Genomic DNA, 26399 nt, shown 5'->3' with positions numbered 1-26399 from the left:
CCACCAGGGGGCACGGGACAGCCCTTAGGCGGCCCAATGCGGAGGGCGGCTCAGAGATGAGGGAAGAGCTGTCTTCGCGTTGCCCCTCGCTGCGTTGAGCTGGGCCTGGGTGAGGAACAGGCTTCCCGTGAGGTCGGCGCCCGAGAGATCGGCGTCGCGGAAGTCCGCGCCGATGAGGTCGGCCAGGCGGAGGTCGGCGCCGGTGAGGTCTGCGGCGATCAGGTAGGCCCCGCGGAGGTCCGCTGCGCGCAGGTCGGCGCCGCGCAGCCGGGCCCCGATGAGATCGGCACCGCGGTGGTTGCGCTTCTTGCGGCGGGGCGCGGCGGCCCGGACGAGTTCGCTGGTACGCAGAAGCAGCCCGGCGACCCTGTCCCGATGACCGGCGACGTCCAGTTCCGCGAAGTCGACGGCCGGGCGCGAGGTGTGTCGTTCCGTTGCTTCCAGGGCCCGGCGGATCTCGGTGTACAGGGGGCGCGCGTCCGGCAGGGTGAGTGCCTCGGTGAGATACCACAGCAGCTCATGGAGCTGGCGCATGACAGGGAAAACCTGGAACATCTGCGCGGCGAGGTCGGGGGACGAACGCCAGTCGCGGCCGTCGTAGGTCACCTGGGAGACCTTCTGGCCGGCGCCGAAGCAGTCGTACACGGTGCAGCCGGAGAAGCCCTTCGGACGTAGCCGGGTGTGGATGCCGCAGCGGTTGTCGTCCTGCAGGTTGGGACAGGGCCGCCCGGCGTCCTTGTCGATGGCGAAGTCCGACGAGGCCGTGAGCGTGAGGGCGACGCAGCAGAGAGCGAAACAGTTCGCGCAGTCCGCTCGCAGGGCCTCGCGTCCGTTGCCGGGCACGGCGGTCGGTTCGTTGTCGGACACGGGGGTGGAATCCTCGCTGACTGGTGCTGCGCAAGTTACGGGTGCAGAGCACACGAGTCTACCGAGAAGCCGGGGTGGCGATGCTCCCGGAGGCTCCGTCTGCACCCTGTCGACTCCGGGACTCCCAACCGATGCCGCTGGCCGGTGCAGGTGCACACTGGGCACGGTATGGATCGTGAGGGGGAGGTATGGAAACCGAGGAGAGCAACGGATTCGAGCCCGCGACCGGCGACGGCCCACCGGCCGCCGAGCCCGCTGCGGCACGGGCTGCCTCGGTGCGGACCGCGTTCGAGGGGCTGCTGCAGATCCGTCGGCTCACCGGTGCCGGGCGGCCCGACCCCGTGGCCGCGCCGGCTCCGTGGGAACTGAACCGGCCCATCAGGGCGGTCGCGTTGGCGCTGGAGAGGTCAGGGGCCTCACCTTCGGCCGTGGACCCGTCGGGACGCCGTGTCTCCGCCGGATACCGGGTGAGCGAAGGGGAGTCGGCAGGTTCGGTGCGGGTCGAATGGACCGGACCGCCCGGCAGCGGTGCCGCTCACCACGAGGAGGAGGCGCTGGCCGGCTGCGCATCGGCCTTGCGGGAACTGGGATGGACGGTGCTGCTCTACCGGGGGCCCCGCAGACGGCGCTACCTGGAGGTGGAGCCGCCGAGCGGGTTGTCCGGCGGGCACGGCCGGGACTGAGTCGGCGTTGTCAGACCCATGAGGAATGCTTGACGGTCCGACAGCTCTGAGGAGGAGACGCAGAGATGGACAACGACGAGCTCGCCGCAGCGCAGGCGTACGTCCGCTTGCTGGAAGCCACCCGGGCGGCCCTCGCGGACCCCGACGACGCACCGGTCTACCTGCCGCTGCTCACCTCTCCGATGCGGGAGGCCGACCATGCGCTGCGCAGGGCGGGGCTGACAGGCAATGAGGACCGGCTGTTCGCTCTCGTACGGGCATTGCAGCCGAGCCTTTCCGGCAGCGACAGATAGGCGCGCCGGGGGCACGCGTCGGACCGACACGCGCCGGCCTAGGCGTGGGTGGGGCCCGGAGCGAGTCCGAGTTCCTGTTCGCCGGGGCCGAGCGGTGCGAAGAACCGGGCGACCTCCTGGTCGGCGATCTCGTTGAGGGAGCCCGGCTTCCACTGCGGTTCGTTGTCCTTGTCGATGATCCGGGCTCGCACACCTTCGACGAAGTCCGGGTGTTCGAAAGCCCGGCTGGAGACACGGAACTCCTGGTCGAGAACGGCCTCCAGGCTGTCGAGCCGGGCTGCCCTGCGGAGTGCGGAAAGCGTGACCTTGAGCGCGAGCGGCGACTTGGTCAGGAGTTCGTCCGCCGCCGCCCCGGCTGCTGGAATGCCGCTCTCGCGCAGCCGCCGGAGGATCTCCTCCACGCTGTCCGCCGCGTAGCAACCGTCGATCCAGTCGCGCTGGGCCGCGAGCTCACCGGCAGGCGGCTCCGTGGCGAAGCGCTGGACGATGCCCGCCACCGACGTGTCCTGGCCGGTCGCCTCGTCCAGCGCTTCGGTCAGGGCAGGCAGAAGGCGGGCCGGGACGTGGTGATCGGCCAGGCCGCAGAGAACGGCGTCGGCCGACCCGACGGAACGGCCCGTGAGCGCCAGGTGAGTGCCCAGTTCACCGGGGGCGGTGGACAGGAGGCGGGTGCCCCCGACATCGGGCACGAAGCCGATCGCGGTCTCGGGCATGGCGACGCGTGAGCGTTCGGTGACGACGCGGATCCCGGAGTGTGCCGAAACCCCGACTCCCCCGCCCATCACGATGCCGTCCATCAGTGCGACGTACGGCTTGGGGAATCGGGCGATGCGGGCGTTCAAGCGGTACTCGTCACGCCAGAACTCCAGGGACTCGCGTCCCGAGGCCCGTGCGTCGTCGTGCAGGGCGCGAATGTCGCCGCCGGCGCACAGGCCCCGGTCGCCGGCCCCGGACAGCAGTACCGATGCGATTGATTCGTCCTGCTCGGCGCGGGACAGGGCCTCGTCGAGAAGCCGCACCATGGTGTGGCTGAGTGCGTTGAGCGCGCGCGGGCGGTTCAGCGTGAGGTGCAGGCAGGTGCCCCTCTTCTCCAGGAGGACGGGCTGGTCGTCGTTCATGTGTGCGCTCCGCTCGCTGGGCTCGTGGACACGTGGTACGCCCTCCATGGTCGCGGACGGCCCTCGGCGGCCGCTCCGTGCCCCCCGCCTCCCGGATCGGGCCGAAAGGAGTAGCGGGCACTCCGCTGTGGCACTCCGATGGCTGCGGCTCGACAATTGAGGCCTACGGAGTCCGCCGACGTGCGACCTCCGCCGGACGACCTCCGGAGCTGGCATGACCGACGACGAACGGCGGCAGGACGCCGAAGCCTCTTCGCTCCGCCGGATCGACCGGAAGACCAACGGTGAGATCCGGCCGACGGAACGCCTCGCCATGAACCGGACCGGAAGCTTCGACTGGGACCTGGACACCCGGACCCTGGACATCGACGAGGCCGGGCTCATGGTGTTCGGCGTGGATCCGGCGACCTTCGACGCACGCCCGGGCGCACTGCTGGAGCACCTGGAACCGGCGGAACGGGCCCGGCTCGACGTCACGATCGACGAGGCCGTCACCGGCGGCAGCAGTTCCTTCAGCGTCCACCTCCGCGTGCCGCTGGACGACGGGACCACACAGTGGACCCATGTCCAGGCCCGCATTCTGCGATCGAAGGACGGAAGGGCTCACCGGATCGTGGGGGTCGTCCGGGACGCGACGGCGGAGGTCACCCATTCGGCCTTCGTTCTCGATCTGGAGAAGCGGCGGCAACGTCAGACCAATATCGTTGAACGAACAACGAGCGCCATGTCCCGTGCCGTGACCGTGGACGACGTGACGGCCGCCCTCACCGGCCCCGGCGGGCTGGCCCGGCTGGGCGCCGACGGTCTCGCCCTGGGGCTCGTGGAGAGCTCCGCGCTGAACATCGTCGCGCTGAGCGGCGAGTCGCTCGAGGTGCTCGACGGGCTCGGCTCCGGTGACCTCGACCGCAACCTCCCCCTCGCGGACACCATCCGCAGCGGACGCCCCCGGTTCATCACCTCCCTCGCCGCGCTCGCCCGTCGATACCCGGAGCTGGAGTCGCATCTCGGGAGGCTGAGGTTCAGGGCGGCGGCGTATCTGCCGCTGGTGGCCCAGGCCCGGTCGCTCGGTGGTCTGGCCCTCTTCTACCGCGAGCGCACGGTCTTCAACGCGGACGAGCGCATTCTGTGCCTGGGCCTCGCCGCCATCGTGGCCCAGTCCCTCCAACGGGCGATGCTCTTCGACGAGGAGCGGGAGTTCGCCACCCAGCTCCAGTCCGCGATGCTCCCGCCCCGGATACAGGATGTCGAGGGCGGCGAGATCGCGGTCCGCTACCACGCGGCGTGGAGCGGCCGACAGGTCGGTGGCGACTGGTACGACGTGATCACCCTGCCCAAGCACCGTTACGGGCTGGTCGTGGGGGACGTGCAGGGGCACGACACCCACGCCGCCGCGATCATGGGCCAGTTGCGTATCGCCCTGCGCGCGTACGCCGCCGAAGGGCATCCGCCGGCCACCGTCCTGGCACGGGCCTCCCGCTTCCTCGCCGAACTGGACACCGACCGTTTCGCCACCTGCACCTACGCCCAGGTCGACCTGGCGTCCGGAACGGTGCAGGTGGTCCGGGCCGGACATCTCGGTCCGTTGATCCGCCACCTCGACGGGCGGGTGGGCAGCCCGCAGGTGCGCGGCGGGCTGCCGCTGGGCACCTCCACGGACCTCCAGGACGAGGAGTACCCGGAGACCCGGCTGGACCTGGTGCCCGGTGAGACGTTCGTCCTGTACACGGACGGGTTGGTGGAGGAGCCGGGGGCCGACCTCGACACCGGGATCGAAGCGCTGCGCAACGAGGTGAGCGCCGGGCCCGCGGGGGCCGAGGCGTTGGCCGATCACCTGTCGGAACGGCTGTGGGAACGGTGGGGGTCGGGGGATGATGTGGCGCTGCTCGTCCTGCGCCGAAGCCCCGACGTGGGGTCGTCGCATGCGCCGCGGCTGCACCAGTACATCCACCAGGCCGACCCGGAAGGGCTCTCCGACGCCCGTGCGATCGTGCGCCAGGCTCTCGCCGACTGGGACATGGCCGAGTTCGCGGACGATGCCGAGCTCGTCACGGGCGAGTTGCTGGTGAACGTGCTCCTGCACACCGAGGGCGGGGCCGTCCTGACGCTGGAAGTGCTGCCCGAACCGGTGCGGCGGATCCGGCTGTCGGTCCAGGACCGGTCCAGCGCCTGGCCCCGCCGGCGCACGCCGGGCGAGACGTCCACCTCCGGCCGGGGGCTGCTCCTGCTCGACGCGGTCGCCACGCGCTGGGGCATCGAGCCGAGAGGCGAGGGCAAGGCCGTCTGGTGCGAGATCGGCCCCGCTCCCTCGCCGGCCACCACACCGCCGCAGACGGTCGCAGAGCGGTGACGGACCAGACGGGTGTGCCGAGTCACCGGGGTGATGCGGCACACCCCTTGACCGCGGGAGCGTCAGTCCTAGGGCGTGTTTCGAAAGTCCCGCCTGCTCGGCGACGCCTGGCACGCACGCTCGCCGCGTTGTCGGGATCACCCCGATACATCCAGTATCGGGGCGACCCTCCGCCTTGCGATCGCACGCACCAGACGCCGCCGAGCCCGCCCTCCGGGCGGACGGCGCTACTTTCGAAACACGCCCTAGGCGGTACGCCGCTTGCGGACGGCCCACAGGATGCCGCCCCCGGCCAACAGCACAGCTACCGCGGCGCCACCGATGACCGGAGTCGACGACGACGAACCGGTCTCGGCCAGGTCCGGCGAGCTCGGGCTCGTGGCGGGCACGGCCGGCGCGGACTCCGAGGGCTGCTCACTGGGGGTGGCACTCGGCTCGGGCGTCCCGGTGGACGGCGTCTCGGACGGGGTCGCCTCGCCCGGAACCGACTTGGTCGGGGTCGGGGTCGGAGGCGTGGGGCTGGGCTCCTCTTCGCACACCTCCGCCGTCTTCGTCTCGTCGATGGAGTGCTTGCCCTCGCCCTCGGCGTCCTTGACGACCAGTCGGACGGTCACCGGCTTGTCGTGCTCGGGAAGCGTCAGCTTCTTGCGGAACTCACGACCGAACGTCTCGGTGGGCAGCAGGTCGTTGCCGTCCACCGTGACGGTCACCGTGTTGGGGACGCTGCTCGTGTAGTCGGTGAGCGCGACAGTCACCTCGGAGCAGGTCACGGCCCAGGTGGGGGTGTGAGCCGCGGCCGGACCGGCGGAGACGACTCCTCCGGTCAGACCGACGACCGCAGCGGCCACGAGTGCTCCCGCGCCACGCCACGATCTCCTGGGTATGGTCATGAATTATTCCTCCAGATACGTCTCATCGCCCGAATGGCGGTGTGGCGCACAGTACTGCCATCGCGCGGGCACGGCACATCCGCCCCATCCGTAGACCGTCGTACCAACTCCGGCCACGGAACCGACACTTCCAGCGCGGCGAACAGGCCTCACATCGCGCTGTCCCCGGTCCGGCCGAGTGAGAGGGTGGACTGTGCACCTGTCTGCCGCCGCCTGCGCGCCCGAGCCTGGAGCCTGACCCGTTCTATGCGAATGCTGCTGATCCGTCACGGCCAGACAGTGTCCAACGTCGGGCACTTCCTGGACACCGCACGGCCTGGCCCCGGCCTCACCGACCTGGGGCTTCGGCAGGCTGCTGCCCTGCCCGGAGCCCTCGCCGGGGAGGACATCGCAGCGTTGTACGCCTCCACCCTGACCCGTACGCAACTCACGGCCGCACCCCTCGCCGCAGAACGGGGCATCGAGGTCCGGATCCGCGAGGGAATCCGCGAACTGTCGGCCGGTGACCTGGAGATGCGGGCCGACGAGGACGCCGTGCGGCAGTATCTGACGACCGTCTTCGCCTGGTCGGCGGGGGACATCGCCCGCCGGATGCCCGGGGGCGAGAGCGGGACCGAGGCGCTGGCCCGCTTCGACGCCGTGGTGGCCGAGGCAGCGGGGTTCGGGGAGCAGAGGACCGTGGCGCTCGTCAGTCATGGTGCTGCCATCCGTGTGTGGACAGCCGCCCGCGCACGGAACGTCACGGTGGAGTTCGCCGCCGAACACCGCCTGGACAACACGGGCGTGGTGGTGGTCGAGGGCTCGCCGGACTCGGGATGGACGGCGCTCTCCTGGGCCGGGACGGTCGTCCCGGGGGTCACCGCGAGCGGCGCGGCGGACGGTGGTCCGGCAGGCCGCACGCTGCCGGGCCCGGAGCTGGGGCCGACAGCGGACCATCCCTTCGCCTGATCGCCGCGCCCGCTCCGGCCGTGGCCGACATGGCGATGTGAGGGTGCTCTGTCGTCACAGGGCCTTGTGCATGATGTGAAGCCCCACATAGCCCTCGGTGGGGTGGTCGAAGCCCTCCGGAAGGGTTCCGATCACGTCGAACCCGATCGACCGGTACAGCCTGACCGCGTGGGTGTTGGTCTCGACCACCGCGTTGAACTGCATGGCCCGGTACCCTTCGGCGCGAGCCCAGTCGACCGAGTACACACACAGCGCGCGCCCCACCCCCTGGCCGGAGCGTGCGGGGTCGACCATGTACGTGGCGCTGGCGATGTGCGACCCGTTGCCCATGTGGTTGCGATTCATCTTCGCCGTGCCGAGCACGGTCCCGGCGTCGTCCACGGCAACGACCACCCGGCTCGGCGCCGCGACGAACCACCATCCCTCGGCGTCCTCCTCACCGAGGTCGAGCGGATAGGTGAGCGTCTCGCCCGCGGAGACGATCGAATGGAAGAACGGCCAGATGGCGGGCCAGTCCTCGGAGGTTGCTTCCCTGATCAGCATGCGGACAGGATGGCTCATCCGAGTGATCGGCGCGAAGACTTATCCGGCGCCACGCCCACGCCACCCCAGCCTGGCGAGCAGCCCCTTCCCGGTCGGCGCTCCCGTCACGGCCGAGCGAGCCGCCCCGGCACGGGCGAGCAACGGTGCGGGCTCGGCGGCGGACTCCGGAGTCGCGGCACCGGTACTGGCCCCGGCATCGGTCCGGGCTGCGGTATCGGTCAGGGCGGCAGGCGCCGGTCGGCTTACGCCGTCGTCCCCGGGGAGCGGGGCCGGCCGCTCCGCTCGCGCCTCATCCAGCTCCAGCACCAGGTTGACCCTCCGCCAGAGAATCTCGTCGGGATCGTCGGCCAGCATCAGCTCCCCCATGGCTTCCCTCGCCGCCATGGACCCCGGGCGTCCGAAGACCGGATCCGGCCGGACCCGCGCGAGATAGGCGCGCTCATAGGGGTCGTCCACCACTTCCGCCAGTTGCACCGGGTCCAGCGCCGACGCCTGGATCGCCGTGCGCACCCAGGGGTCCCGCGTGCGGTTCAGCAGCCGATCGATGCGCTGGGAGCGCCAGTTCCGCGGCCGCCAGTCGGCGCCCGACTCAAGGATCGTGCGCATCCTCACGGGTGTCCGCCCCGCAAGCAGCTCCGGCTCCCGGGCCGCGAAGGCGGCGAGCTCGTCCGCGAGGTAGAGCCAGACCACCGCGCGATACCGGTTCAGATAGAACGTGACCGGTGAGACACAGCCTGCCCGGGCGAGCCGGGTGAAGCGCGCCGGAGCGATGCCCAGCAGTGCCGCTCCCTCCGCTGTTCCGACGGTGCGGACCCGCTCCGCCAGGTCATCGGGAAAGCCCGGCCGCTCCCGCAGGCGCCCGATCTCCTCCTCGTGCACCCGTGGCCGCCCGCCTCCCGGTGCGCAGACGACGCCGATCAGCCCCAGGTGCACCGCGAGCTCGAACTCCGCACGCCGGATACCCAGCTCCTGAGCCGCGCGCCCGGCCGCGACCGTCGCCGCCGCCGGGGTGGCGGACGGAGTGTCCCCGCCCTCGTTCTCCACCCCCGTACTGACATCCGCGGCATGGACCTCGGCCCGTACCCTCGCGCCCCCGGCCCGCGCGGCCCGGGTCCTGGCCCGCCCGGGCCGGGACCCGACGTCCGCGCCTCGGGTCCTCGTGTGCGCCCGCAGCGCTTCCCTGACCGTCATGGCAGCCCTCCCCCGTTGATTCGAATACTCTCCGTGATCACGGTAGCCCGAGGGAGTCATCACCCGTCACCCCTGTGGATAACTCTTCATCGGCGGCGAGAAGTGCAGCTCAGAAGGGTCCGAGGTCTTCGGGCCCGCCTTGGCGGACGGAGACTCCGAGGTGTTCGCCGACCCTGTTGACGAGCAGGGTCATCTCGTAGGCGACCTGGCCGACATCGGCTTCGGCGGCCGTCAGGACGCACAGGCAACTGCCGTCGCCCGCGGCCGTCACGAAGAGCAACGCCTCGTCGAACTCGACCATGGTCTGGCGGGCGCGCCCCGCCCTGAAGTGGCGCCCCGAGCCGCGCGCCAGACTCTGCAGACCGGAGGAGACCGCCGCCAGGTGCTCCGCGTCCTCGCGGGCAAGCCCGGTGCTGGCCCCGGTGACCAGTCCGTCGTTCGACAGCACCAAGGCGTGCCGTATGAATTGCACCCTGCTGGTGAGATCGTCAAGGAGCCAGTCAAGTCCCCGGTCAAGCGGCATATGCTCGTCCTCCCCGTACCTTCGTTCCCCGTGCCCCGCTACGCGCGTAAGCCTTGCGCAACGGCCCCGTGGGGGCAAGCGCCCCCACCCTCGCGGGGCGCCGCTTCGCGCCATGCGGCGATCGGGCTCAGGATGGGCCCATGGCACACCACATGACCGAAGAAGAATGGCGCGCCTTTCTCTCGCAGGGCACGCGCACGGCGAAGGTCTCGACGGTGCGGGCCGACGGCAGTCCCCATGTCGCACCCGTCTGGTTCCTTCTCGACGGTGACTCGGTGGTCTTCAACACCGGCAAGGAGAGCGTCAAGGGGCGCAACCTCGCACGCGACGGGCGGGTCGCTCTCTGCGTCGATGACGACCGGCCACCGTACGCGTTCGCGGTGGTGCGGGGGCATGCCGAACTGAGCGAGGACCCCGGGGAACTCCTGCGGTGGGCCACGTTGATCGCCCACCGTTACGTGGAGGCCGACGCGGCCGAGGAGTTCGGCCGGCGGAACGGCGTGCCCGGTGAACTGGTCGTTCGCGTGAGGATCGACCAGGTGGTCGCGATGGCTGACATGGCCGGCTGACGGACGGGGCCGCGATGTCGCGCCGTCAGCCGACGGAGGCGAGGAGCCGTGCGGTGTGCATACGCCCGGCGTACTCGACCGTACGGATCAGGACTTCTTTTCCGGATGCCCGGTCGCGGGCGTCGCACGGCACGACCGGCGTGCCTCGGGCGAGGTCGAGCGCTCGGGCGAGGTCGTGCTCCGTATGGTCAGCAGCGCCGGGGAACCGGTTGACGGCGACGACGAACGGAACCCGCCCGCGCTCGAAGTAGTCGACGGCGGCGAAACAGTCCCCGGGACGCCGGGTGTCCGCGAGCACGATCGCCGCGAGGGCGCCCTCGCACAGCTCGTCCCAGAGGAATCGGAAGCGGTCCTGACCCGGCGTGCCGAACAGGTGGAGCGTCAAGCCTGAGTGGGCGGTGATACGGCCGAAATCCATCGCTACGGTCGTGGTGCCCTTCCGCTCCATGCCGTCGGATTCGTACCGGCCACGCCCGTTCCCGCTCAGCGTCTCCTCCGAGTGCAGCGGGCGGATCTCGCTGACCGAGCCGACCAGGGTCGTCTTCCCGGCCCCGAAGCCGCCCGCGACAACGATCTTCAAGGTGAGCGCGATGTCCTCTCCGATCATGCTCCTGCCCACGTTTCCGGGGGCGGCGGGCGGTACCGGAGCTCTCGCCGCCGTCGATGTGTTCGGAGGACATGCGCCCCTGCTCTCTTCGCGAATCGCCAGGGGCCGACAGCATGGCAACCGGTCGGGATCGTTCGAGTGGGTTGATCGTTCTCGACTGATGTGGCTCGGTCACGGTCGCTCCTTGCCGTTGGTCGGGCCGGATGCCCTACTCGGACCTCGGGCCCTTCCGCCACGGCCCCTACACTGGATGTTTCGGCTGTCCTCAACGGGCACCGGTGCCGGGTCCCGACAGGCGGCCCGGGGACGAGGAGATTCGAGCGTGTCGACAGGTTCCGGCGGCGGTTTCCAGGATCCGCCCGCGGAGGTGCTGGCGGAGGCCGCGGCGGCGTTCGGGCTCCTGGCGACACCGGCACGCCTGCACATCGTGTGGGCGCTGGCCCAGGGCGAGAGCGATGTCACGGGGCTCGCCGAGCGGGTGGGCGGGACGCTTCCCTCGGTCAGCCAGCATCTGACGAAGCTGAAGCTGGCCGGTCTCGTCCGATCGCGCCGTGAAGGCCGTCGGCAGGTCTATCTGGTCGACGATCCCGACGTGGTGATGGTCGTACGACTCATGGTCGGGCAGTTGACCGAGCGCGCCGGGCACTCCGGACATCCCGGCCGCTCCGCCCGGAATCCGGTCCGCCTGCGTGAGCTCGGTGCCTGAGAGCGGTTCGGCCGCGGGCCCCGGACGACACGCCACCGCCGGTACGCCGGCCTCCGTCACACCGCTACCCGGCATCGGCCCCGGCACGTCCGCCGCGGCAGCACCCGGTGAAGACCGCACGGGCGCCGCTCCGGCGTCCGGCGCCGGGCCCACTTCGCTGCAGACGCTGCGAGCCCTCGACAGCGGACCTCGCGGACTGCTGGAGACGGAGGCGGAGATCCGGCTCGGCCGGACGGGCGGGAACGTGCTGCCGACCCGGCGGCCCGTGCCCTGGCCCCGCCGCTTCCTGCGGAGCCTCCGGGATCCGTTCACCTCCGTACTTCTCTGTCTCGGCCTGGTATCGGCACTCGTCTCCGCGTGGGGCACCGCGTGCGTCATTCTGGCCCTCGTCATAGTGAGCTGTCTGCTGCGCTCGGTCGAGGAACATCGCGCCGACCGTTCGGCCGCGGCGCTGCGCGAACTGGTGGCGACCACGGCGACCGTGGTGCGCAGGGCCTCGGACGACGCACCTCCTCTGGAACGGGAGCTACCGGTCGCCGACCTGGTGCCGGGGGACGTGATCCGGCTGCGGCCGGGCGACCTGGTCCCCGCCGATGTGCGGCTGCTGCGCGGCGACGGCCTCACCGTGCATCAGTCGGCGCTGACCGGGGAGTCGGTGCCGGTGGCCAAGCAGGCGCTCGACGTCCCCGACCCCGCGCTGTCCGGGGCCGGACCGTTCGCGCAGCCGGAATGGTGCTTCCAGGGCAGCAGTGTCACCTCCGGCAGTGGCACGGCGGTGATCGTTGCCACCGGAGGGGAGACCCGGTTCGCCGCCGCCCACGACGGCCGGGCCGGGCAACGGGGTGCGAGCTCCTTCGACCGGTCGGTCCAGGGCATCTCCTGGACGCTCATCCGCTTCATGCTCCTGACTCCGCCCCTGGTGCTGATGGCCAGTGCGGCGCTGCGCGGCCGGGGCCTGGAGACACTGCCGTTCGCCGTGGCCGTCGCCGTGGGTCTCACCCCGGAGATGCTGCCGGTCATCGTGACGACGACACTCGCGCGGGGAGCCGCTCGGCTGGCGCGTACGAGCGGAGTGATCGTCAAACGGCTCCCGGCGCTGCACGACCTGGGGGCGGTCGATGTGCTGTGCCTGGACAAGACCGGCACGCTGACCGAGGACCGGCCCGTCGTCGCGGAGACGACCGACGGTACGGACCGGTCCGACCCCGACGTACTGCGGTGGGCGGCCGTCAGCGTGTGGTGGACGCTCCAGCTGGCGGACCTGCCCGCGGCCGACGCACTCGACGAAGCGGTGCTGGACGCCGCCGAGCGGTGCGGACCGTCCGCTGGCGGGGAGGTGGATCCGGAGGCGTACGAGGGTGTCGCCGTACTGCCCTTCGATCCGGTGCGCCGGGTCGCGACCGCCGTGGTCGGGCGACCGGGCCGGCTCGGTGTCCACACCCTGGTCACCAGGGGCGCGGTCGAGGCCGTGCTCGACCGGTGCGCCGTGGACCGGGAGGAGCGCGATCGGCTGCTCGCCCTCGCCGACCGGAAGGCGGAGACGGGGCTGCGTCTGGTGGCCGTGGCCCGCGCCGACCGGGCGGCCCGGGCGGGCGCGTACACCCCGGCGGACGAGCGGGGGCTGACCTTCCTGGGCCTGGTGGCGCTGCGGGACATCCCGGCCCCGAGCGCCGCCGACGCGCTGGGGGTGCTCGCGCGCCGGGGTGTGCGGGTCAAGGTGCTCACCGGGGACCATCCGGGCACGGCCGCCCGGGTGTGCGCGGACCTCGGCCTGCGCCCGGAGGGTCGCCTCGGCCCCGACGACGTGGTGACGGCCGAACTGGTGGACACCCTGTCGGACGCGGAGCTGGTCCCGGTGGCGGACCGGGCCACCGTGTTCGCGCGCTGCACCCCCGAGCACAAGGCCCGGATCGTCTCGGCCCTGCGCTCCGGCGGCCACACGACCGGCTTCCTCGGCGACGGCGTCAACGACCTGCCCGCCCTGCACGCCGCTGATGTCGGCATCTGCCCCCGCAACGCCGTGGACGTGACCAGGGAGGCGGCGGACGTCGTCCTGGCGGAGAAGGACCTCACCGCGATCGACCGTGCGGTGCTGGCCGGCCGACACAGCAGTGGGAACATCGCCACCTATCTGCGGATCACCCTCTCGTCGAACCTCGGCAATGTCATCGCCATGTTGACGGCCGGGCTGATGCTGCCCTTCCTTCCCATGCTCCCCGCGCAGGTGCTGGTACAGAACCTCTGCTTCGACGCGGCGCAGTTGGCTTTCGCTTTCGACCGCCCGGCGGCGTCGGTCCTGCGCCGCCCCACCGTGCTGCGCCCACGCGACTTCCTGCGCTTCATCACGGGTTTCGGCCTGCTCAACGCGGCCGCCGACCTCGCCACCTTCGGGGTGCTCGCGCTCGCCCTCCACAGCGCGTCCGGGGACAGCGGGGAGGCGGCGTTCCACGCCGGTTGGTTCACGGAGAACCTGCTCACCCAGGCCCTGGTCATGGTCCTGCTGCGGACCGGCCGCACTGCCGCCGAGCGCAGGGCGGGCGGGCCTCTGCGGGCCGCCGCGGCGGGCCTCGCCGCGGTCGGCGTACTCCTGCCGCTCACACCGCTCGGGGCACTGCTGGGTATGAGCGCCCTGCCACCCCTCTACTACCTGTCGCTCGGCTCGGTCCTGGGACTGTACGCGGTCGGGCTGGCGGCGGCCCGCCGCCGCTACGAGCGCCGCCGGCCGCACGATGACGAGCCTGCCGAACGCTGAGGGGTGCCGTTTCCGATCCGCATCATCAGTTGTACAGTTGCGCAATGCGGCAACTGTTGTCGTGCGAACGGAGAGAGGCAGGACCAGAGTGTTGCGCAACGGACTGGAACCCTGGCACCTGCTGATCCTGGCGGTCATCGTGATCGTCGTCTTCGGCTCGAAGAAGCTGCCGGACACCGCCCGCGCGCTGGGGAAGTCCCTGCGCATCCTCAAGAGCGAGGCCAGGGCGATGAAGGACGAGAACGCCCGCTGACCGCGCTATGGAAGCAGGGGAGCCGAGCGTTCGCACAGGTAGCGGCGACAAGAGTGACAGCAGAACAGCACCGGTCACCGGGCCCGGACGCGGTGAAGCCGCAGGGGCCGGGATCGCCGGTGCGGACCGACGGAGCACTGGAGGAAATTCATGGGTGTGACTCTGGCCAAGGGCGGCAATGTCTCCCTGTCCAAGGAGGCCCCCGGCCTGACCGCCGTGACGGTCGGGCTCGGTTGGGACGTTCGGACCACGACCGGAGCCGATCACGACCTGGACGCCAGTGCGCTGCTGTGTTCCGCGGCCGGGAAGGTCCTCTCCGACGGCCACTTCGTCTTCTACAACAACCTCAACAGCCCCGATGGTTCGGTCCGCCACACCGGCGACAATCTGACGGGTGAGGGCGAGGGAGACGACGAGTCGGTCGAGGTCGACCTGTCGTCGGTCCCCGCCGAGATCGCGAAGATCGTGTTCCCCGTCTCGATCCACGACGCCCAGAGCCGGGGCCAGAGTTTCGGTCAGGTGCGCAACGCGTTCATCCGCGTGGTGAACCGGGCCAACGGCGTGGAGCTCGCCCGCTACGACCTGAGCGAGGACGCCTCCACCGAGACCGCGATGGTCTTCGGCGAGCTGTACCGGCACGGCGCCGAGTGGAAGTTCCGCGCGGTCGGCCAGGGTTACGCCTCCGGCCTGGCGGGCATCGCCTCGGACTACGGGGTCAATGTCTGACCGGGCGTCATCGTCAGGCCTGACGGGGCGGGTTCCGATGACGGTCGCACGCCGCGCCGGTTGCGCGATCATGTCTCAATGACCGACGACCACACCCATCACGTCCTGGACTTCTTCACGCCGCGTGCGGCCGGCTGGGACAGCCGGTTCCCCGACGACGGCCCCGCCTACGCCGCCGCGGCCGGATTGCTCGGGTTGCGTCCCGGCGATGCCGTGCTCGACGCGGGCTGTGGGACGGGGCGGGCGCTTCCCGCACTGCGGGCGGTGGTCGGGCCGGAGGGAACGGTGCTGGGCGCCGACCTCACTCCGGCCATGCTGGAGGCGGCGGTGCGGGCGGGACGTGGAGAGAGCGGTGCACTCGTCCGTGCCGACGTCGCGCGGCTCCCGCTGCGTGACGGAGTCCTGGACGCGGTGTTCGGGGCCGGGCTGATCTCGCATCTGGCCCGGCCCGAGGCCGATGCGGCGGAACTCGCCCGCGTGGTGCGACCGGGCGGAGTCCTTGGGCTGTTCCATCCGATCGGCCGGGCCGCCCTCGCCGCACGCCAGGGACGCGGCGTCACCGACGACGATCTGCGGGCCGAGCCCAGGCTGCGTGCGCTGCTGGCCGGTGCGGGGTGGCGGCTGGAGTCCTATACCGACGAGGACGACCGCTTCCTCGCCCTCGCCGTCAGGCAGGCCTGAGGCGGCGGGCGCGGCCGGGCCCGCCGCCGCCGTACAGGCAGCGTCCGAGACGCGGAAGCTCGACGCAGGGGCCGGTCGGGACCCGGCGCATCAGTCGGCGTGCGACGGCGACGGCCGGTGGCCGGGGACCGGGCAGCCACGGACGCCCGGTGTGGGGAACGTTCCCAGCTCCGCGATCTCGTACCCGTTCGGATATCCCTTGATCTCGGGGTTCTGGCGCGCGTAGTGGGGCTTCCGCCGGGGCGGCAGGAGCCGGACGGCACGAGCCCGGAGCCGGAGCGCTCCCCTGGCCGCTCCGCGGGCCACCGGCCCCGGGCGGCGGTAGCGGAACGCCCTGAGCAACGAGTCGTCCAGGAGCGCGAGGCTGGCGCCGCGCACCAGCGGGGCGAGGGGCGCCGGATACCAGGACCCCATCAGCGCCAGGGTGGCGTCGGACACCCGGCGGCCCCCTGCGTCCCAGCCGAAATGCTCGTTCTCATAGGCGTCGAGGGTGCGCTCGAAGTCCTCGTAGGTCTCCGGAACGTCCTTGATCCCCATGCGGGTGCCGAGCGTACGGTAATAGGCGGCGAAGGCTCTCAGCTCGTGGCAGCACAGGCGGCGCCAGCCGAAGTTGTCCAGCCAGCGCTTCGGGGTGACGACGAACGTGCACAGGACGTAGCGCATGTCCTCGTTGCTGATGTCGTAGCCGCGGTGCATCAGGTTGATCCGCCGGACGGCCGTGCGGCCTTCGTCGGTGTCGAAGCCGTGCTCCACCACCGTGTCGAGCAGCAGGGCGGTGTCGTCGTAACGTTTCTGGGATCGCTCCGTCAACTCCGCCGTCTCGTCCAGGAGTCGGCCGATGCTGGGCACGGCGTAGGTGCGGTAGAGGGCCAGTTCGAGGGCGCGGGTGACGTCCCACGGGAACTCGTAGGTGACGGTGAGACGGTAGATCTCCAGGAAGTCCCGCTCGGGGTCCAGCCGCCGAATCTCCTTGAGCCGGTCGTACCGCTCCACCACGCTGCCCCCTCGTTCGGCCGGACCTCCAACCTTACGCGGACGCCTTCCCCACGCCCGGTCCTTCGGCTTTCCCAGCTCCCGAACAGGGCGAGTACAGCTCCGTTCAATCCTTACCGTCGAGGCCTCGACGAGGAGGTTACCGAGTAGTTAGGGTGCGCCGACGGAGCGAAGGACGCAGGGCCGAGCGGTGTGGAGGCGGGCGATGATCGATGGGGAGGACACCATGGAAGGTGCGGACGACGCGGTCGCCGACGACGCGCTGCTGGTGCTGACCGCGATGCTGCTGACGCCCGCGCGGTTTCCCAGCGTGCTGGGGGACGACTATGTGGCCGCGTGCGGCGCTCTCGCGCTCGAACCGTACGAGGAGGGCTACGGTCTCGTCCTCGGCCAGGACGGCGAGGGAGCTCGGTGGACCGTGGTCGTCGAGGACGCCTCCCAGGTGGCCGTCGCCATCGCCGCCTGGGACTGCGGCATGGAACACGAGCTCTCTCCCGACGAGCGCTCCATGGTGTGTGCGCTGCCGGGCTGGCCCATGGAGCTCGCCGTCTCCGCGCCCGGCGTGCCGGATCCGCACGATCCGGAGACGGACGGGGAGGGCCCGGCGGCGCTGGCTCCTCCCGATGCGGAGGCCTGGGGCCCGGCGCAGCGGCGGCTCGGAGCCGACGAGATCGCCGCGCAGTGGCCGGTGTGGCGCGAGCAGCTGGACGACGTGCGGTTCCCGCGGCCGGGAGCCGGGGGAGGGCCGGAGAGCAGCGTCGAGGGTGAGCCGGAGGGCGGTCCTTCCACGTCCCCCCGGCACCCCGGCGTACGCAGAGCCCTCGCGGAGGCGACCGCCTACACCGAAGCCCCACCGCCGCCCGGGCGGATCCGTTCCTCCTACGCCTCGGCCGACGCACGTACCCTGCGCGTCGACGGTCCTGGGTGGTCGATGGTGGCCCGTACCGACGACATCGCTCTGTTCCTGCTGGACGAGGAGCCCGGCACGGTCATTCCCGTCGGGCGTGGAGCGGCCTTGCCCGGCCTGCTCGCCGCCCTGGACGGGCTGGCCGTTCACCCCGCGTGACGCCCACGCCGGTCACGCGGGGCGATTCATGCTCAGCGACCGATCTCCTTGCGGTTGATCCTGCGGAGCCTGCGCCGCTGGGACGGGTCCAGCAGCAGATAGCCCGCCACGGGAACACCGATCACGATCAGCAGCGCCCACCAGAATCCGATCAGGGGCCACAGGATGGCTGCCGCGAGCACTCCCCCGATAGCGACCTTCGCACCATTCGACATGGTCCACGCCTCCTTCGCGGCCGGCGCCGCTCCTGTTGTGTGAACGCGTCCGCGCGTCCTTACGTTCCCCGTAGGCCGTGCTATCGCAGCGGTTCGCCGACCTCGTGCATGTGCGACAGCGCCTGTCGGTAGGACTCGATCAGCCCGGTCTCCGCATACGGCATGCCGATACCGGAGCAGTACGCCTTGACCAGGGGCTGGGCGAGACGCAGGTTGGGCCGGGGCATGCTCGGGAAGAGGTGGTGCTCGATCTGGTAGTTCAGCCCGCCGAGGAACCAGTCCGTCAGGACGGCGCCACGTACGTTGCGCGAGGTCAGGACCTGCCGCTGGAGGTGGCCCCAGCGCTCGCCGTCGGGGTCGGGCATCTCCATTCCCTTGTGGTTCGGGGCGAAGGCCATGCCCAGGTGCAGGCCGAACAGCGCGTGCAGCACCAGGGCGAAGACGATCGCCTTGCCCGGGGACAGGGTGCTGAGCAGCAACGTCGCGCAGAGGGCGAGGTGCGCGGTCAGCAGCAGCCCCGAGACGACCCGCTCCCGGAGGGGCTGGCGGCGCAGGAACTGGAATCCGTAGATCTTCAGCGCGATGCCTTCGAGCAACAGCATCGGGAAGAACAGCCGGGCCTGGTTCCTGGTCAGCCAGCGGGCGAGTCCCTCACGCTGCGCCGCCTGCTTCTGGGTCCAGACCAGGGCGCCGACACCGACATCGGGGTCCTTGTCGATGTGGTTCGGGTTGGCGTGGTGGCGTACGTGCTTGTCGTTCCACCACGCCTCGTTCATTCCGAGAAGCAGATTGGCGTGAACGAGACCGATCACTCTGCTCGTCCTGCGGTCGCCGGATATCTGTGCGTGTCCGGCGTCATGGGCGATGAAGGCCGTACGCGTCCACAGCACCGCCAGCGGCAGGGTGAGGAGCAGGCTCCACCAGCTGTCGCCCAACAGGACGAAGCCGGTGATCACCGCACCCAGGGCCACCAGATTGACGGCGATGCCGAGCACATACCGATCAGTACGGCGCTCCAGCAGCCCCTGGTCCCGCACGGCACGCAACAGCGGCGCGAAGTCGCTGCCGGGTGCCGCCTCGCGGACGCCGGCCGGACGGTCAGGACTGCTTTCGTCCGCAGGATCCGCAACAGTGGCTGTCGCCTGGGGCATGACGTCTCCGGTCTCTGGAACATATGCGCTGACCTCATCGAACGTACGGATCGGGGCCGGTGGGGACCATGGCGCCACCACCCGGGCTCCCCTGGGGCAGACCCCCGTGCTCGATGGTGGGGCTGGCTGCACCATCGGGGCCGCACCACGAGAAGAAGTGACGCATACCACACAGCCCAACGGCCTGTCGCCACACGAAATGGAGTACCCTCGGCGACTCCGCCCACTAGTCAAATTTGAGGAATCTGACATCGCTGTGCACAGGCACCCTGCGGCAACGCCCTCCGAGATCGCCGAACTCTCCCGCTGCTCCGCGGTCTTCGTCCCCGCGGATCCAGCCCGTACCGGCGGGATCGCGTTCTGGAACCCGGACGGTAGCACCCCTTCCGACGCTCCCGGGACTTCGTCGGAACTGACCGTCGTCGGATCCGATCTGCGACCTCGTACGGTCACGGCACGGTACCTCCCCGTACGGGACGCACTGCCCGTCCTGACCCGGGCACGCGCCGTCGCGGGTGCCTCACCCGCCACCACCTTCTGGGGCGCCGCCGCGCTTCTCGCGCTCCAGTTCGTGGCCCGCGGCCTCCTGTTGCCGGGGTTGAGCGGCACCGACCATGACGCCTGGCGGATCGGGCCGTTGAGCGCCGACGACCTCCACCGGATCCGGGAACTGGCGGCTTCGATGCCGCCGACCGCCCACGCGACCCCCGTACCCGACGAGGGCGACGAGCAGCCGACCGGACGGGGCGGACCGGGCGGGGCGGGCAACAAGGGGGGCGCGGGCGGGCCGGGCCGAGCGCGGGAACAGGAGCGGGAGCGGGGCACGACGAACGGTGCCGACGGCGGCGAAACGTTGCTGCCGTTGCCGCCCTTGCTGCCCGAACCGGAGCACCTGCTGCGTGCGTTCCTCGATGCCGTGGCCGACGCGATGCCCCGTACACCGGCCGCAGGGCTCGCCACCGCCGGCCCGGCTTTCGCCTCCCGGAAGCCGCAGCACCTGCCCGAGGGGCGGGCCTGGGCCGCCGACGTGGCGGCCGGTCACGACGCGGGCGTGCGGCTCTCGTTGCGTATCGAGGTCGCAGGCGTGACCTCGCCGCAAAGACACACGGAGGCCGCCCCGGAAGCGGTGGGGCCGGGGCCCGGTCCGGAGCCGGCCCCACCGTCGTTCCGTGCCGTACTGCAGATTCACAGCGTCAGCGATCCCACCCTGGTCGCCGACGCGGCCGAGGTGTGGGCGGGCGACTCGCGGACCGCCGCCGCGTTCGGACCGCGGGCCCGCATGGACGCCCTCCTCACCCTGCGCCGGGCCGCCCGCGCCTGGCCGCCGCTGGCGCCGCTGCTCTCCGCCGCGGTGCCGGACTCGGTGGAACCGGCCGACGAGGAGATCGCCGAACTGCTGGGGTCCGCCTCGCGTGCCCTGGCCGGCGCCGGTGTGCAGGTGCACTGGCCCAGGGAACTGGCCAGGAAGCTCACCGCGCGCGCAGTGATCGGCCCGGACGACCGGGACTCCGCGGATCCGGATTTCCTGGACCGGGACTTCATGGACCGGCAGGGCGACGGACAGGCGGCCGGGACACGGGGACGCAGCGCCACGGATATGCCCTCGTTCCTCTCCGCCGACGCGCTGCTGTCCTTCGGCTGGCGGTTCGCACTCGGCGACCAGAAGTTGACCCGCGAGGAGCTGGACCGGCTGGCCGAGTCCACCAGGCCCATCGTGCGACTGCGCGACCAGTGGGTGCTCATCGACCCCGAGGAGGCGCGCCGGGCGCGGGAGACCCAGGACCGCAAGGTCACCCCGATCGACGCCCTCGGCGCGGTGCTGACCGGTTCGACGGAGGTGGGCGGCCGTCGCGTCGAGGTGGCGGCGACCGGCTGGCTCCAGCAGTTGCGGGACCGGCTGGCCGACCCGGAGTCCGCCTCCCAGCAGTCGATCGGGCAGCCCGAAGCGCTCAACGCGACCTTGCGCGACTACCAGCTGCGCGGTCTGAACTGGCTGAACACGATGACCTCCCTCGGTCTCGGCGCCTGCCTCGCCGACGACATGGGCCTCGGCAAGACGATCACGCTCATCGCGCTGCATCTGCACCGGCAGAGCGACCGGGACGCGGCCGGACCGACGCTGGTCGTGTGCCCGACGTCGTTGATGGGCAACTGGCAACGGGAGATCGAGCGGTTCGCTCCGGGCACCCCCGTCCGCCGCTTCCACGGCGCGTCACGTTCCCTGGAAGGCCTGGTGGACGGCGAGTTCGTGCTGACGACGTACAGCACGATGCGCCTCGACGCGCCCCGGCTCGCCGCTGTGTCCTGGGGCATGGTCGTCATCGACGAGGCGCAGCACGTGAAGAACCCGCACTCGGCGACGGCCAAGCAGCTGCGTACCCTCGGCGCCCGTGCCCGCGTCGCGCTCACCGGCACGCCCGTGGAGAACAACCTCTCCGAGCTGTGGGCGATCCTGGACTGGACGACGCCTGGCCTGCTCGGACGGCTCAGCACCTTCCGTACGCGGTACGCGGCGGCGGTCGAGGGCGGAAACGATCCGGGCGCCGCCGAGCGGCTCGCCGCGCTGGTGCGGCCGTTCCTGCTGCGCCGCCGCAAGTCCGACCCGGGAATCGCGCCGGAGCTGCCGCCGAAGACCGAGACCGACCGGGCCGTGTCGTTGACGCCGGAACAGACCGGCCTGTACGAGGCGGTGGTCCGCGAGACCCTCGCGGAGATCTCCGCCGCCGACGGTTTCGAGCGGCGGGGCCTCGTGATGAAGTTGCTGACGGCCCTCAAGCAGATCTGCAACCACCCGGCGCAGTACCTCAAGGAGGAGCGACCGCAGATCACGGACCGGTCGGGGAAGGTCGAGCTGCTCGACGAACTCCTGGACACGATCCTGGCCGAGCAGGGTTCGGTGCTGGTCTTCACGCAGTACGTGCAGATGGCCCGGCTGCTGGAGAAGCACCTGGCCGCGCGCGGGGTGGACACGCAGTTCCTGCACGGCGGTACGCCGGTGGCCCGGCGCGAGGAGATGGTGGCGCGCTTCCAGGCGGGCGAGGCACCGGTGTTCCTGCTGTCCCTCAAGGCCGCGGGCACCGGGCTCAACCTCACCCGGGCCGGTCACGTCGTGCACTTCGACCGCTGGTGGAATCCGGCGGTCGAGGCGCAGGCGACGGACCGGGCGTACCGGATCGGCCAGACCCAGCCGGTACAGGTGCACCGGCTGATCGCCGAGGGCACGATCGAGGACCGGATCACCGCGATGCTCGCCCGCAAGCAGGGCCTCGCGGACGCGGTGCTCGGCTCGGGCGAGGCGGCACTGACCGAACTGACCGATGCGGAACTGGCCGACCTGGTCGAGCTGCGAGGGGGCACGCGATGAGCGACGACTACGAGGACGACTACGCGTACGGGGCGGAGTACAGGGTGGGCGACGCGGACGCCTCCGATCGGAGCGACGACGAGACGTCGCGGGACGGCCGGCGCGGAGCGGAGCGGGTGTTCGCCGCGCTTCCCCCCACGCAGGGCCGGGGTTTCGCCACGTCCTGGTGGGGACTGGCGTGGCTCAAGGCTCTGGAGGACACCGCGCTGGACGGCCAGCAGCTCAAGCAGGGCCGACGGCTGGCCCGTGAGGGCAGGGTCGGGGCGGTCTCCGTACGGCCGGGGCGGATCACGGCCGTGGTGCGGGACCGCGACGGCACGGCCTACCGCAGCGACGTCCTGCTCCAGCAGCTCGGCGCGGGCGCCTGGGACCGGTTCCTGGACATGGCCGTGGACCGGGCCGGGCACATCGCGGCGCTGCTGGACCGGGAGATGCCGCCGCACCTGGTGGAGGACGCGGCGGGCGCCGGGGTCGATCTGCTGCCCGGCATCGGTGATCTGGAGCCGGAGTGCACCTGTGAGGCCTGGGACCACTGCCCGCATTCAGGTGCTCTCTGCTACCAGATGGCGCGTTTGCTGGACGAGGACCCGTTCGTCCTGCTGCTGATGCGGGGGCGCGAGGAGCGGCGGCTGCTGGACGAACTCCAGGTGCGCAGCGCCGCCCGAGCGGTCCGGGCGGACGGCGACGTGGCGCGGGAGGGCGCCGACGACGTGGAGAGGGAGGTTCGCGGGGTCCCGGCCGACGAGGCGTTCGCGGCCGCCGGGATCCTGCCGCCGCTGCCCACTCCCCCGCCGGCCCCCGATGAACCGGGACAAGGACCTTCCCTGGACACGGAGACCGCCCCCGCGCCCGGAATCGACCCGGCGGCGCTGGAGGTGCTGGCGGCCGACAGCGCGGTGCGGGCCCACCGGATGCTGCTGGACGCTCTGGCCCCGGGGCACGAAGGGCAGCCGCTCCCCCTTGAGCTGACTCCGCGGCAGGACGCGGTGCGGCTGGCCGCGGACACCCGGCCGGAGACGAGGATCGGGGCCCGGCTGGCCACGGGGTCCGGCCGGCCGGCCGCGGACCTGGACGCGGCGGTCCGCGCCTGGCGGTACGGCGGGGCCGCGGCACTCGCGGTGCTGGACGAGGAGTGGACGCCCGGCCCGGAGGACCTGGCGCGGGCCCGTGCCCGGCTCGGCGAGGCATGGGAGGCGGGCGAGCGGCCGGCGCTGCGGTCGGGCGGCCGGGCCCGCTGGACCGTCGCGGGCGCCGACCTCCAGCTCCGGTTCGACCGGAACGGACGGTGGTGGCCCTACCGGAAGGAGCGCGGTCGCTGGGTACCCGCCGGACCGGCGGACGACGACCCGGCGGGGGCGCTGGCGGGAGCCTGCGGCGGGGCGGCGGACGCGGCTGTCTGAACCGGGGGGCCTGGGGCCGGTCAGTCAGAGGGGACGGGGCTGAAGGGCTGGAGCTGAGGGACTGAGGGGCTGAGGGGCTGAGGGGCTGAGGGGCTGAGGTCAGGGCGCCTGGCTATCCCATCGCTCGCGAGGAAACGACGGCTCCGACGCTGGAGACCGGGAGACGCGGAAGAGGTGGGAGACCGGGAGGCACAGCCCCTGCTCCCGTGTGCGCGCCGGGAGCCGAGGCCTGTCCGGACACCGGCTGCGGGGAACCGGATGTCCGGCGGGCTCGTCATCTGCTGAGGCGGGGCGGTCGAGGGCCCGAGAGGAGAGCTGTTCCGGCTCAGCTCCGTACGCCTCTGCCTCCGTAAGCCTCCGCCTCTGCTCCTCACCTCGCACCTTTCCCTGCCCCCTGTTCCCACCTCGCACCTGTCTCTGTCCCCTGTCCCCTGTCCCGCACCTTCCCGCCCACGCCTCGGCCCCTGGCCCCTGGCCCCGGCCTCAGGAGTGTCGTTGCACCGCAGAAGGATCATTCAGTGCGCCGCCGCGACGATGGCGGCGGCCGTCCTGCCCGCCTCCGCGCGGGCCGTGACAGCGGCGCCGAAGGGCCCGACCGACTACGCGACCGCGCTCTGGGCTCCGGCCGCCCCCGCCAACTTCACCGTCCCCGCCCGCCCTTCGGAGCGGAGGATCGACCGTGTCGTCATCCACGTCGCGCAACAGCTGTTCACGCCGACCGCGGGCATCTTCCGCGACCCCGCGAAACAGGTGTCGGCCCACTACGTGGTGCGTTCAGGCGACGGGCATGTCGCCCAGTGCGTACGCGAGAAGGACATCGCATGGCACGCGGGCAACTGGAACTGGAACACCCGGAGCATCGGCATCGAGCACGAAGGTTGGGTGGATCGCCCGGAGTTCTTCACGGACGTCATGTACCTGCGGTCCGCCAGGCTCACCGCGGACATCTGCGACCGCCACGGCATACCCAAGGACCGGAAGCACATCGTCGGCCATCACGAGGTTCCGGGCAGCGACCACACCGACCCGGGCGTCCATTGGGACTGGGACCGCTATCTCCGGCTCGTCGTCGACGCCGTATGAGGTTCGTCCCCAGCCACCCGTGGTGATGACTCTCCGCACCGGCCTTGTCGCGGAGGCAGTCGGCGACGACGATGGGAGGGCACGAAACCCCTTGGGCGGGAGGGTGAGTTGACGGATCCCTGGGTGGCTCTGGAAGCGGACACCGATCCCGGCGCACGGAGCGGCGAGTTGCGCCGCGCACATGACGTGTTCACCTCGGCGGGACGCCTGGAGCAGCCGGTCCGTGCGGTGGTCGGCGCGTCCTGGCGACGCTCGGCACGGGCACGGGTCAGCCCGGACGACGCCCCCGCGGTAGAGCTCGGCCCGGACGAGCTGGGCCCGTACCGGGCGGCGCATCCCCTGTCCCGCGCGATGCCCGTGATCCGCGAGCTGATGGGTGCGTACGCGGCGGACGGGGAACACCTGCTGGCCGTCTGCGACGCCCACGGACGCCTCCTGTGGGTCGAGGGGCACAGGGCGGCGCGGCGGCGGGCCGGCCTGATGAACTTCGTGGAGGGCGCCCGCTGGGCCGAGTCCGTGGCGGGGACGAACGCACCGGGAACGGCCATCGCGGTCGACCGTCCGGTCCAGGTCTTCGCCGCCGAGCACTTCCTGCGACCGGTCCAGCAGTGGACCTGCGCGGCGGCGCCGTTGCACGACCCCCGGACGGGCCGGGTGCTGGGAGCCGTGGACATCACGGGCGGCGACCGCCTCGCCCACCCGCACAGTCTGGCGTTCGTCCAGGCGGTGGCCCGGGCCGCCGAGTCGCAGCTCGCGCTGCTCGCGCCGTCGTCGGAGTCCGACGGCGCGTCGGTGCGGCTGACCGCGCTGGGCAGGGACGAGGCGCTGCTGGTGGCGCACGGGCGCCGGCTGCGGCTCAGCCGGCGGCACAGTGAGATCCTGGTCGCCCTGACCCGTCGGCCGGAGGGCCTGAGCGGGGACGAGCTGCTGGTCGAGCTGTACGAGGACGAGTCCGTGACCCCGGTGACGCTACGAGCCGAACTCTCCCGACTCCGCCGCCTGTTGGGTCCCGACCTGCTGGAATCACGCCCGTACCGGCTGTCCGTCCCGGTGGACGCCGATTTCGACACGGTGACGCGCAGGCTGGCTTCGGGCGCGGTGGCGGCGGCGCTGGGCGCGTACGCCGGCCCGTTGCTGCCGGGTTCCCGGGCTCCTGCGGTCGTACGTCTGCGGCGGCGGATCTCGGAGCAGCTGCGGGCGGCGCTGATCGCCCGTGGCGATCCGGGGCTGCTGGCCGACTGGGCCTACAGCCCGTGGGGCGAGGAGGACCTACCCGTGTGGAGCGCCCTGGCCGGGGCGGCTCCGGTGGACCAGCGGGCGGCACTGCTGGCCCGGGTACGGGGGCTGGACGCCGAACAGCGCGGCTAGGACGGATGCGGGTATCGGAAGCACGGGGTGTTCTCCCGTACCTGTGTCTCGCACGGCGGTGC

The 26399-nt window shown here is 71.6% G+C and carries 25 protein-coding genes; 15 read left to right on the top strand and 10 right to left on the bottom strand.

Annotated elements, in window-relative coordinates; all coding sequences use genetic code 11:
* Positions 1-24: 24 nt before the first annotated feature.
* On the bottom strand, positions 25-867 hold the full coding sequence (locus tag OG245_RS36340) for a pentapeptide repeat-containing protein (protein WP_371627593.1): 843 nt from the start codon (positions 865-867) through the stop codon (positions 25-27).
* A gap of 188 nt (positions 868-1055) precedes the next feature.
* Between OG245_RS36340 and OG245_RS36335 the strand changes: the two genes are divergently transcribed.
* Together OG245_RS36335 and OG245_RS36330 are read left to right on the top strand one after the other, a co-directional pair.
* Positions 1056-1550, top strand: a complete 495-nt coding sequence (locus OG245_RS36335) for a hypothetical protein (RefSeq protein ID WP_371627592.1) — start codon at positions 1056-1058, stop codon at positions 1548-1550.
* A gap of 65 nt (positions 1551-1615) precedes the next feature.
* Complete coding sequence (locus tag OG245_RS36330; protein WP_371627591.1) at positions 1616-1843, top strand: hypothetical protein; 228 nt, start codon at positions 1616-1618, stop codon at positions 1841-1843.
* Between the two features lie 38 nt (positions 1844-1881).
* Here the strand turns inward: OG245_RS36330 and OG245_RS36325 are convergent, their stop codons facing one another.
* Entirely contained in the window at positions 1882-2961 is a 1080-nt protein-coding gene (locus OG245_RS36325; RefSeq protein WP_371627590.1) for an enoyl-CoA hydratase/isomerase family protein, read from the bottom strand.
* A 214-nt stretch (positions 2962-3175) separates the two neighbouring features.
* Here OG245_RS36325 and OG245_RS36320 point away from each other — a divergent pair, with 214 nt between their 5' ends.
* A complete protein-coding gene (locus OG245_RS36320) occupies positions 3176-5308 on the top strand; it encodes a SpoIIE family protein phosphatase (RefSeq protein ID WP_371627589.1) in 2133 nt (710 codons plus the stop codon).
* Between the two features lie 245 nt (positions 5309-5553).
* Here OG245_RS36320 and OG245_RS36315 read toward each other — a convergent pair whose 3' ends face one another.
* Positions 5554-6198, bottom strand: coding sequence for an LAETG motif-containing sortase-dependent surface protein (locus OG245_RS36315; protein ID WP_371627588.1), 645 nt, complete (start codon positions 6196-6198; stop codon positions 5554-5556).
* A gap of 246 nt (positions 6199-6444) precedes the next feature.
* On the opposite strand from OG245_RS36315, the gene OG245_RS36310 reads away from it, so the two are divergent.
* On the top strand, positions 6445-7146 hold the full coding sequence (locus OG245_RS36310) for a histidine phosphatase family protein (protein ID WP_371627587.1): 702 nt from the start codon (positions 6445-6447) through the stop codon (positions 7144-7146).
* A gap of 54 nt (positions 7147-7200) precedes the next feature.
* On the opposite strand, the gene OG245_RS36305 is transcribed toward OG245_RS36310, so the two are convergent.
* The 3 genes from OG245_RS36305 to OG245_RS36295 form a co-directional block, all read right to left on the bottom strand.
* Entirely contained in the window at positions 7201-7689 is a 489-nt protein-coding gene (locus tag OG245_RS36305; protein ID WP_371627586.1) for an N-acetyltransferase family protein, read from the bottom strand.
* A gap of 39 nt (positions 7690-7728) precedes the next feature.
* Positions 7729-8880: a DUF6397 family protein gene (locus tag OG245_RS36300; protein WP_371627585.1), complete on the bottom strand. Its 1152-nt coding sequence runs from the start codon at positions 8878-8880 to the stop codon at positions 7729-7731.
* 109 nt (positions 8881-8989) lie between these two features.
* A complete protein-coding gene (locus OG245_RS36295) occupies positions 8990-9403 on the bottom strand; it encodes a roadblock/LC7 domain-containing protein (RefSeq protein ID WP_371627584.1) in 414 nt (137 codons plus the stop codon).
* A 140-nt stretch (positions 9404-9543) separates the two neighbouring features.
* Between OG245_RS36295 and OG245_RS36290 the strand changes: the two genes are divergently transcribed.
* Positions 9544-9972 (top strand): PPOX class F420-dependent oxidoreductase, encoded by a 429-nt coding sequence (locus tag OG245_RS36290; RefSeq protein ID WP_371627583.1) that lies wholly within the window; start codon positions 9544-9546, stop codon positions 9970-9972.
* 25 nt (positions 9973-9997) lie between these two features.
* On the opposite strand, the gene OG245_RS36285 is transcribed toward OG245_RS36290, so the two are convergent.
* The gene (locus OG245_RS36285; RefSeq protein ID WP_371627582.1) at positions 9998-10579 is read right to left on the bottom strand and encodes an ATP/GTP-binding protein; all 582 of its coding nucleotides are present in this window, start codon (positions 10577-10579) and stop codon (positions 9998-10000) included.
* A 322-nt stretch (positions 10580-10901) separates the two neighbouring features.
* Here OG245_RS36285 and OG245_RS36280 point away from each other — a divergent pair, with 322 nt between their 5' ends.
* The 5 genes from OG245_RS36280 to OG245_RS36260 all read left to right on the top strand — a co-directional run bounded on the left by OG245_RS36280 (position 10902) and on the right by OG245_RS36260 (position 15697).
* The gene (locus OG245_RS36280; RefSeq protein ID WP_371627581.1) at positions 10902-11285 is read left to right on the top strand and encodes an ArsR/SmtB family transcription factor; all 384 of its coding nucleotides are present in this window, start codon (positions 10902-10904) and stop codon (positions 11283-11285) included.
* Positions 11269-14037, top strand: coding sequence for a magnesium-translocating P-type ATPase (gene mgtA / locus OG245_RS36275; RefSeq protein WP_371627580.1), 2769 nt, complete (start codon positions 11269-11271; stop codon positions 14035-14037). The genes OG245_RS36280 and mgtA overlap by 17 nt, the downstream gene beginning before the upstream one ends.
* Before the next feature lie 88 nt (positions 14038-14125).
* A complete protein-coding gene (gene tatA, locus OG245_RS36270; protein ID WP_371627579.1) occupies positions 14126-14290 on the top strand; it encodes a Sec-independent protein translocase subunit TatA in 165 nt (54 codons plus the stop codon).
* A gap of 150 nt (positions 14291-14440) precedes the next feature.
* The gene (locus tag OG245_RS36265; protein ID WP_371627578.1) at positions 14441-15016 is read left to right on the top strand and encodes a TerD family protein; all 576 of its coding nucleotides are present in this window, start codon (positions 14441-14443) and stop codon (positions 15014-15016) included.
* 78 nt (positions 15017-15094) lie between these two features.
* Complete coding sequence (locus tag OG245_RS36260; protein WP_371627577.1) at positions 15095-15697, top strand: methyltransferase domain-containing protein; 603 nt, start codon at positions 15095-15097, stop codon at positions 15695-15697.
* Between the two features lie 90 nt (positions 15698-15787).
* On the opposite strand, the gene OG245_RS36255 is transcribed toward OG245_RS36260, so the two are convergent.
* A complete protein-coding gene (locus OG245_RS36255; protein WP_371627576.1) occupies positions 15788-16693 on the bottom strand; it encodes an oxygenase MpaB family protein in 906 nt (301 codons plus the stop codon).
* Positions 16694-16895: 202 nt separating this feature from the next.
* Between OG245_RS36255 and OG245_RS36250 the strand changes: the two genes are divergently transcribed.
* Positions 16896-17756: a hypothetical protein gene (locus OG245_RS36250; protein WP_371627575.1), complete on the top strand. Its 861-nt coding sequence runs from the start codon at positions 16896-16898 to the stop codon at positions 17754-17756.
* 32 nt (positions 17757-17788) lie between these two features.
* Here the strand turns inward: OG245_RS36250 and OG245_RS36245 are convergent, their stop codons facing one another.
* Both OG245_RS36245 and OG245_RS36240 read right to left on the bottom strand, forming a co-directional pair.
* Entirely contained in the window at positions 17789-17971 is a 183-nt protein-coding gene (locus tag OG245_RS36245) for a hypothetical protein (RefSeq protein ID WP_050362970.1), read from the bottom strand.
* 80 nt (positions 17972-18051) lie between these two features.
* Positions 18052-19122 carry a fatty acid desaturase gene (locus OG245_RS36240; RefSeq protein WP_371627574.1) on the bottom strand — a complete coding sequence of 357 codons (1071 nt, stop codon included), beginning with the start codon at positions 19120-19122 and terminating at the stop codon, positions 18052-18054.
* A 256-nt stretch (positions 19123-19378) separates the two neighbouring features.
* Here OG245_RS36240 and OG245_RS36235 point away from each other — a divergent pair, with 256 nt between their 5' ends.
* The 4 genes from OG245_RS36235 to OG245_RS36220 all read left to right on the top strand — a co-directional run bounded on the left by OG245_RS36235 (position 19379) and on the right by OG245_RS36220 (position 26337).
* Positions 19379-22486: an SNF2-related protein gene (locus tag OG245_RS36235; RefSeq protein WP_371627573.1), complete on the top strand. Its 3108-nt coding sequence runs from the start codon at positions 19379-19381 to the stop codon at positions 22484-22486.
* Positions 22483-23886, top strand: coding sequence for an SWF or SNF family helicase (locus tag OG245_RS36230; protein ID WP_371627572.1), 1404 nt, complete (start codon positions 22483-22485; stop codon positions 23884-23886). The genes OG245_RS36235 and OG245_RS36230 overlap by 4 nt, the downstream gene beginning before the upstream one ends.
* 495 nt (positions 23887-24381) lie before the next feature.
* Positions 24382-24969, top strand: coding sequence for an N-acetylmuramoyl-L-alanine amidase (locus OG245_RS36225; RefSeq protein WP_371627571.1), 588 nt, complete (start codon positions 24382-24384; stop codon positions 24967-24969).
* Between the two features lie 108 nt (positions 24970-25077).
* On the top strand, positions 25078-26337 hold the full coding sequence (locus tag OG245_RS36220) for a GAF domain-containing protein (RefSeq protein WP_371627570.1): 1260 nt from the start codon (positions 25078-25080) through the stop codon (positions 26335-26337).
* Positions 26338-26399 lie beyond the last annotated feature (62 nt).

The organism is Streptomyces sp. NBC_01116, assembly GCF_041435495.1.
GTDB lineage: Bacteria > Actinomycetota > Actinomycetes > Streptomycetales > Streptomycetaceae > Streptomyces.
Note: the sequence above shows the minus strand (reverse complement) of the source record. Positions and strands in the feature narration are given on the sequence as shown.

Excerpts from the sequence above, each read along its gene's own strand:
- OG245_RS36315 (WP_371627588.1), bottom strand. The coding sequence starts at position 6,198 with ATGACCATACCCAGGAGATCGTGGCGTGGCGCGGGAGCACTCGTGGCC.
- OG245_RS36260 (WP_371627577.1), top strand. The coding sequence starts at position 15,095 with ATGACCGACGACCACACCCATCACGTCCTGGACTTCTTCACGCCGCGT.
- OG245_RS36265 (WP_371627578.1), top strand. The coding sequence starts at position 14,441 with ATGGGTGTGACTCTGGCCAAGGGCGGCAATGTCTCCCTGTCCAAGGAG.
- OG245_RS36300 (WP_371627585.1), bottom strand. The coding sequence starts at position 8,880 with ATGACGGTCAGGGAAGCGCTGCGGGCGCACACGAGGACCCGAGGCGCG.
- OG245_RS36285 (WP_371627582.1), bottom strand. The coding sequence starts at position 10,579 with ATGATCGGAGAGGACATCGCGCTCACCTTGAAGATCGTTGTCGCGGGC.
- OG245_RS36230 (WP_371627572.1), top strand. The coding sequence starts at position 22,483 with ATGAGCGACGACTACGAGGACGACTACGCGTACGGGGCGGAGTACAGG.
- OG245_RS36325 (WP_371627590.1), bottom strand. The coding sequence starts at position 2,961 with ATGAACGACGACCAGCCCGTCCTCCTGGAGAAGAGGGGCACCTGCCTG.
- OG245_RS36250 (WP_371627575.1), top strand. The coding sequence starts at position 16,896 with ATGATCGATGGGGAGGACACCATGGAAGGTGCGGACGACGCGGTCGCC.
- OG245_RS36335 (WP_371627592.1), top strand. The coding sequence starts at position 1,056 with ATGGAAACCGAGGAGAGCAACGGATTCGAGCCCGCGACCGGCGACGGC.
- OG245_RS36295 (WP_371627584.1), bottom strand. The coding sequence starts at position 9,403 with ATGCCGCTTGACCGGGGACTTGACTGGCTCCTTGACGATCTCACCAGC.
- OG245_RS36290 (WP_371627583.1), top strand. The coding sequence starts at position 9,544 with ATGGCACACCACATGACCGAAGAAGAATGGCGCGCCTTTCTCTCGCAG.
- OG245_RS36310 (WP_371627587.1), top strand. The coding sequence starts at position 6,445 with ATGCGAATGCTGCTGATCCGTCACGGCCAGACAGTGTCCAACGTCGGG.
- OG245_RS36245 (WP_050362970.1), bottom strand. The coding sequence starts at position 17,971 with ATGTCGAATGGTGCGAAGGTCGCTATCGGGGGAGTGCTCGCGGCAGCC.
- OG245_RS36320 (WP_371627589.1), top strand. The coding sequence starts at position 3,176 with ATGACCGACGACGAACGGCGGCAGGACGCCGAAGCCTCTTCGCTCCGC.
- OG245_RS36330 (WP_371627591.1), top strand. The coding sequence starts at position 1,616 with ATGGACAACGACGAGCTCGCCGCAGCGCAGGCGTACGTCCGCTTGCTG.
- OG245_RS36305 (WP_371627586.1), bottom strand. The coding sequence starts at position 7,689 with ATGCTGATCAGGGAAGCAACCTCCGAGGACTGGCCCGCCATCTGGCCG.
- OG245_RS36240 (WP_371627574.1), bottom strand. The coding sequence starts at position 19,122 with ATGCCCCAGGCGACAGCCACTGTTGCGGATCCTGCGGACGAAAGCAGT.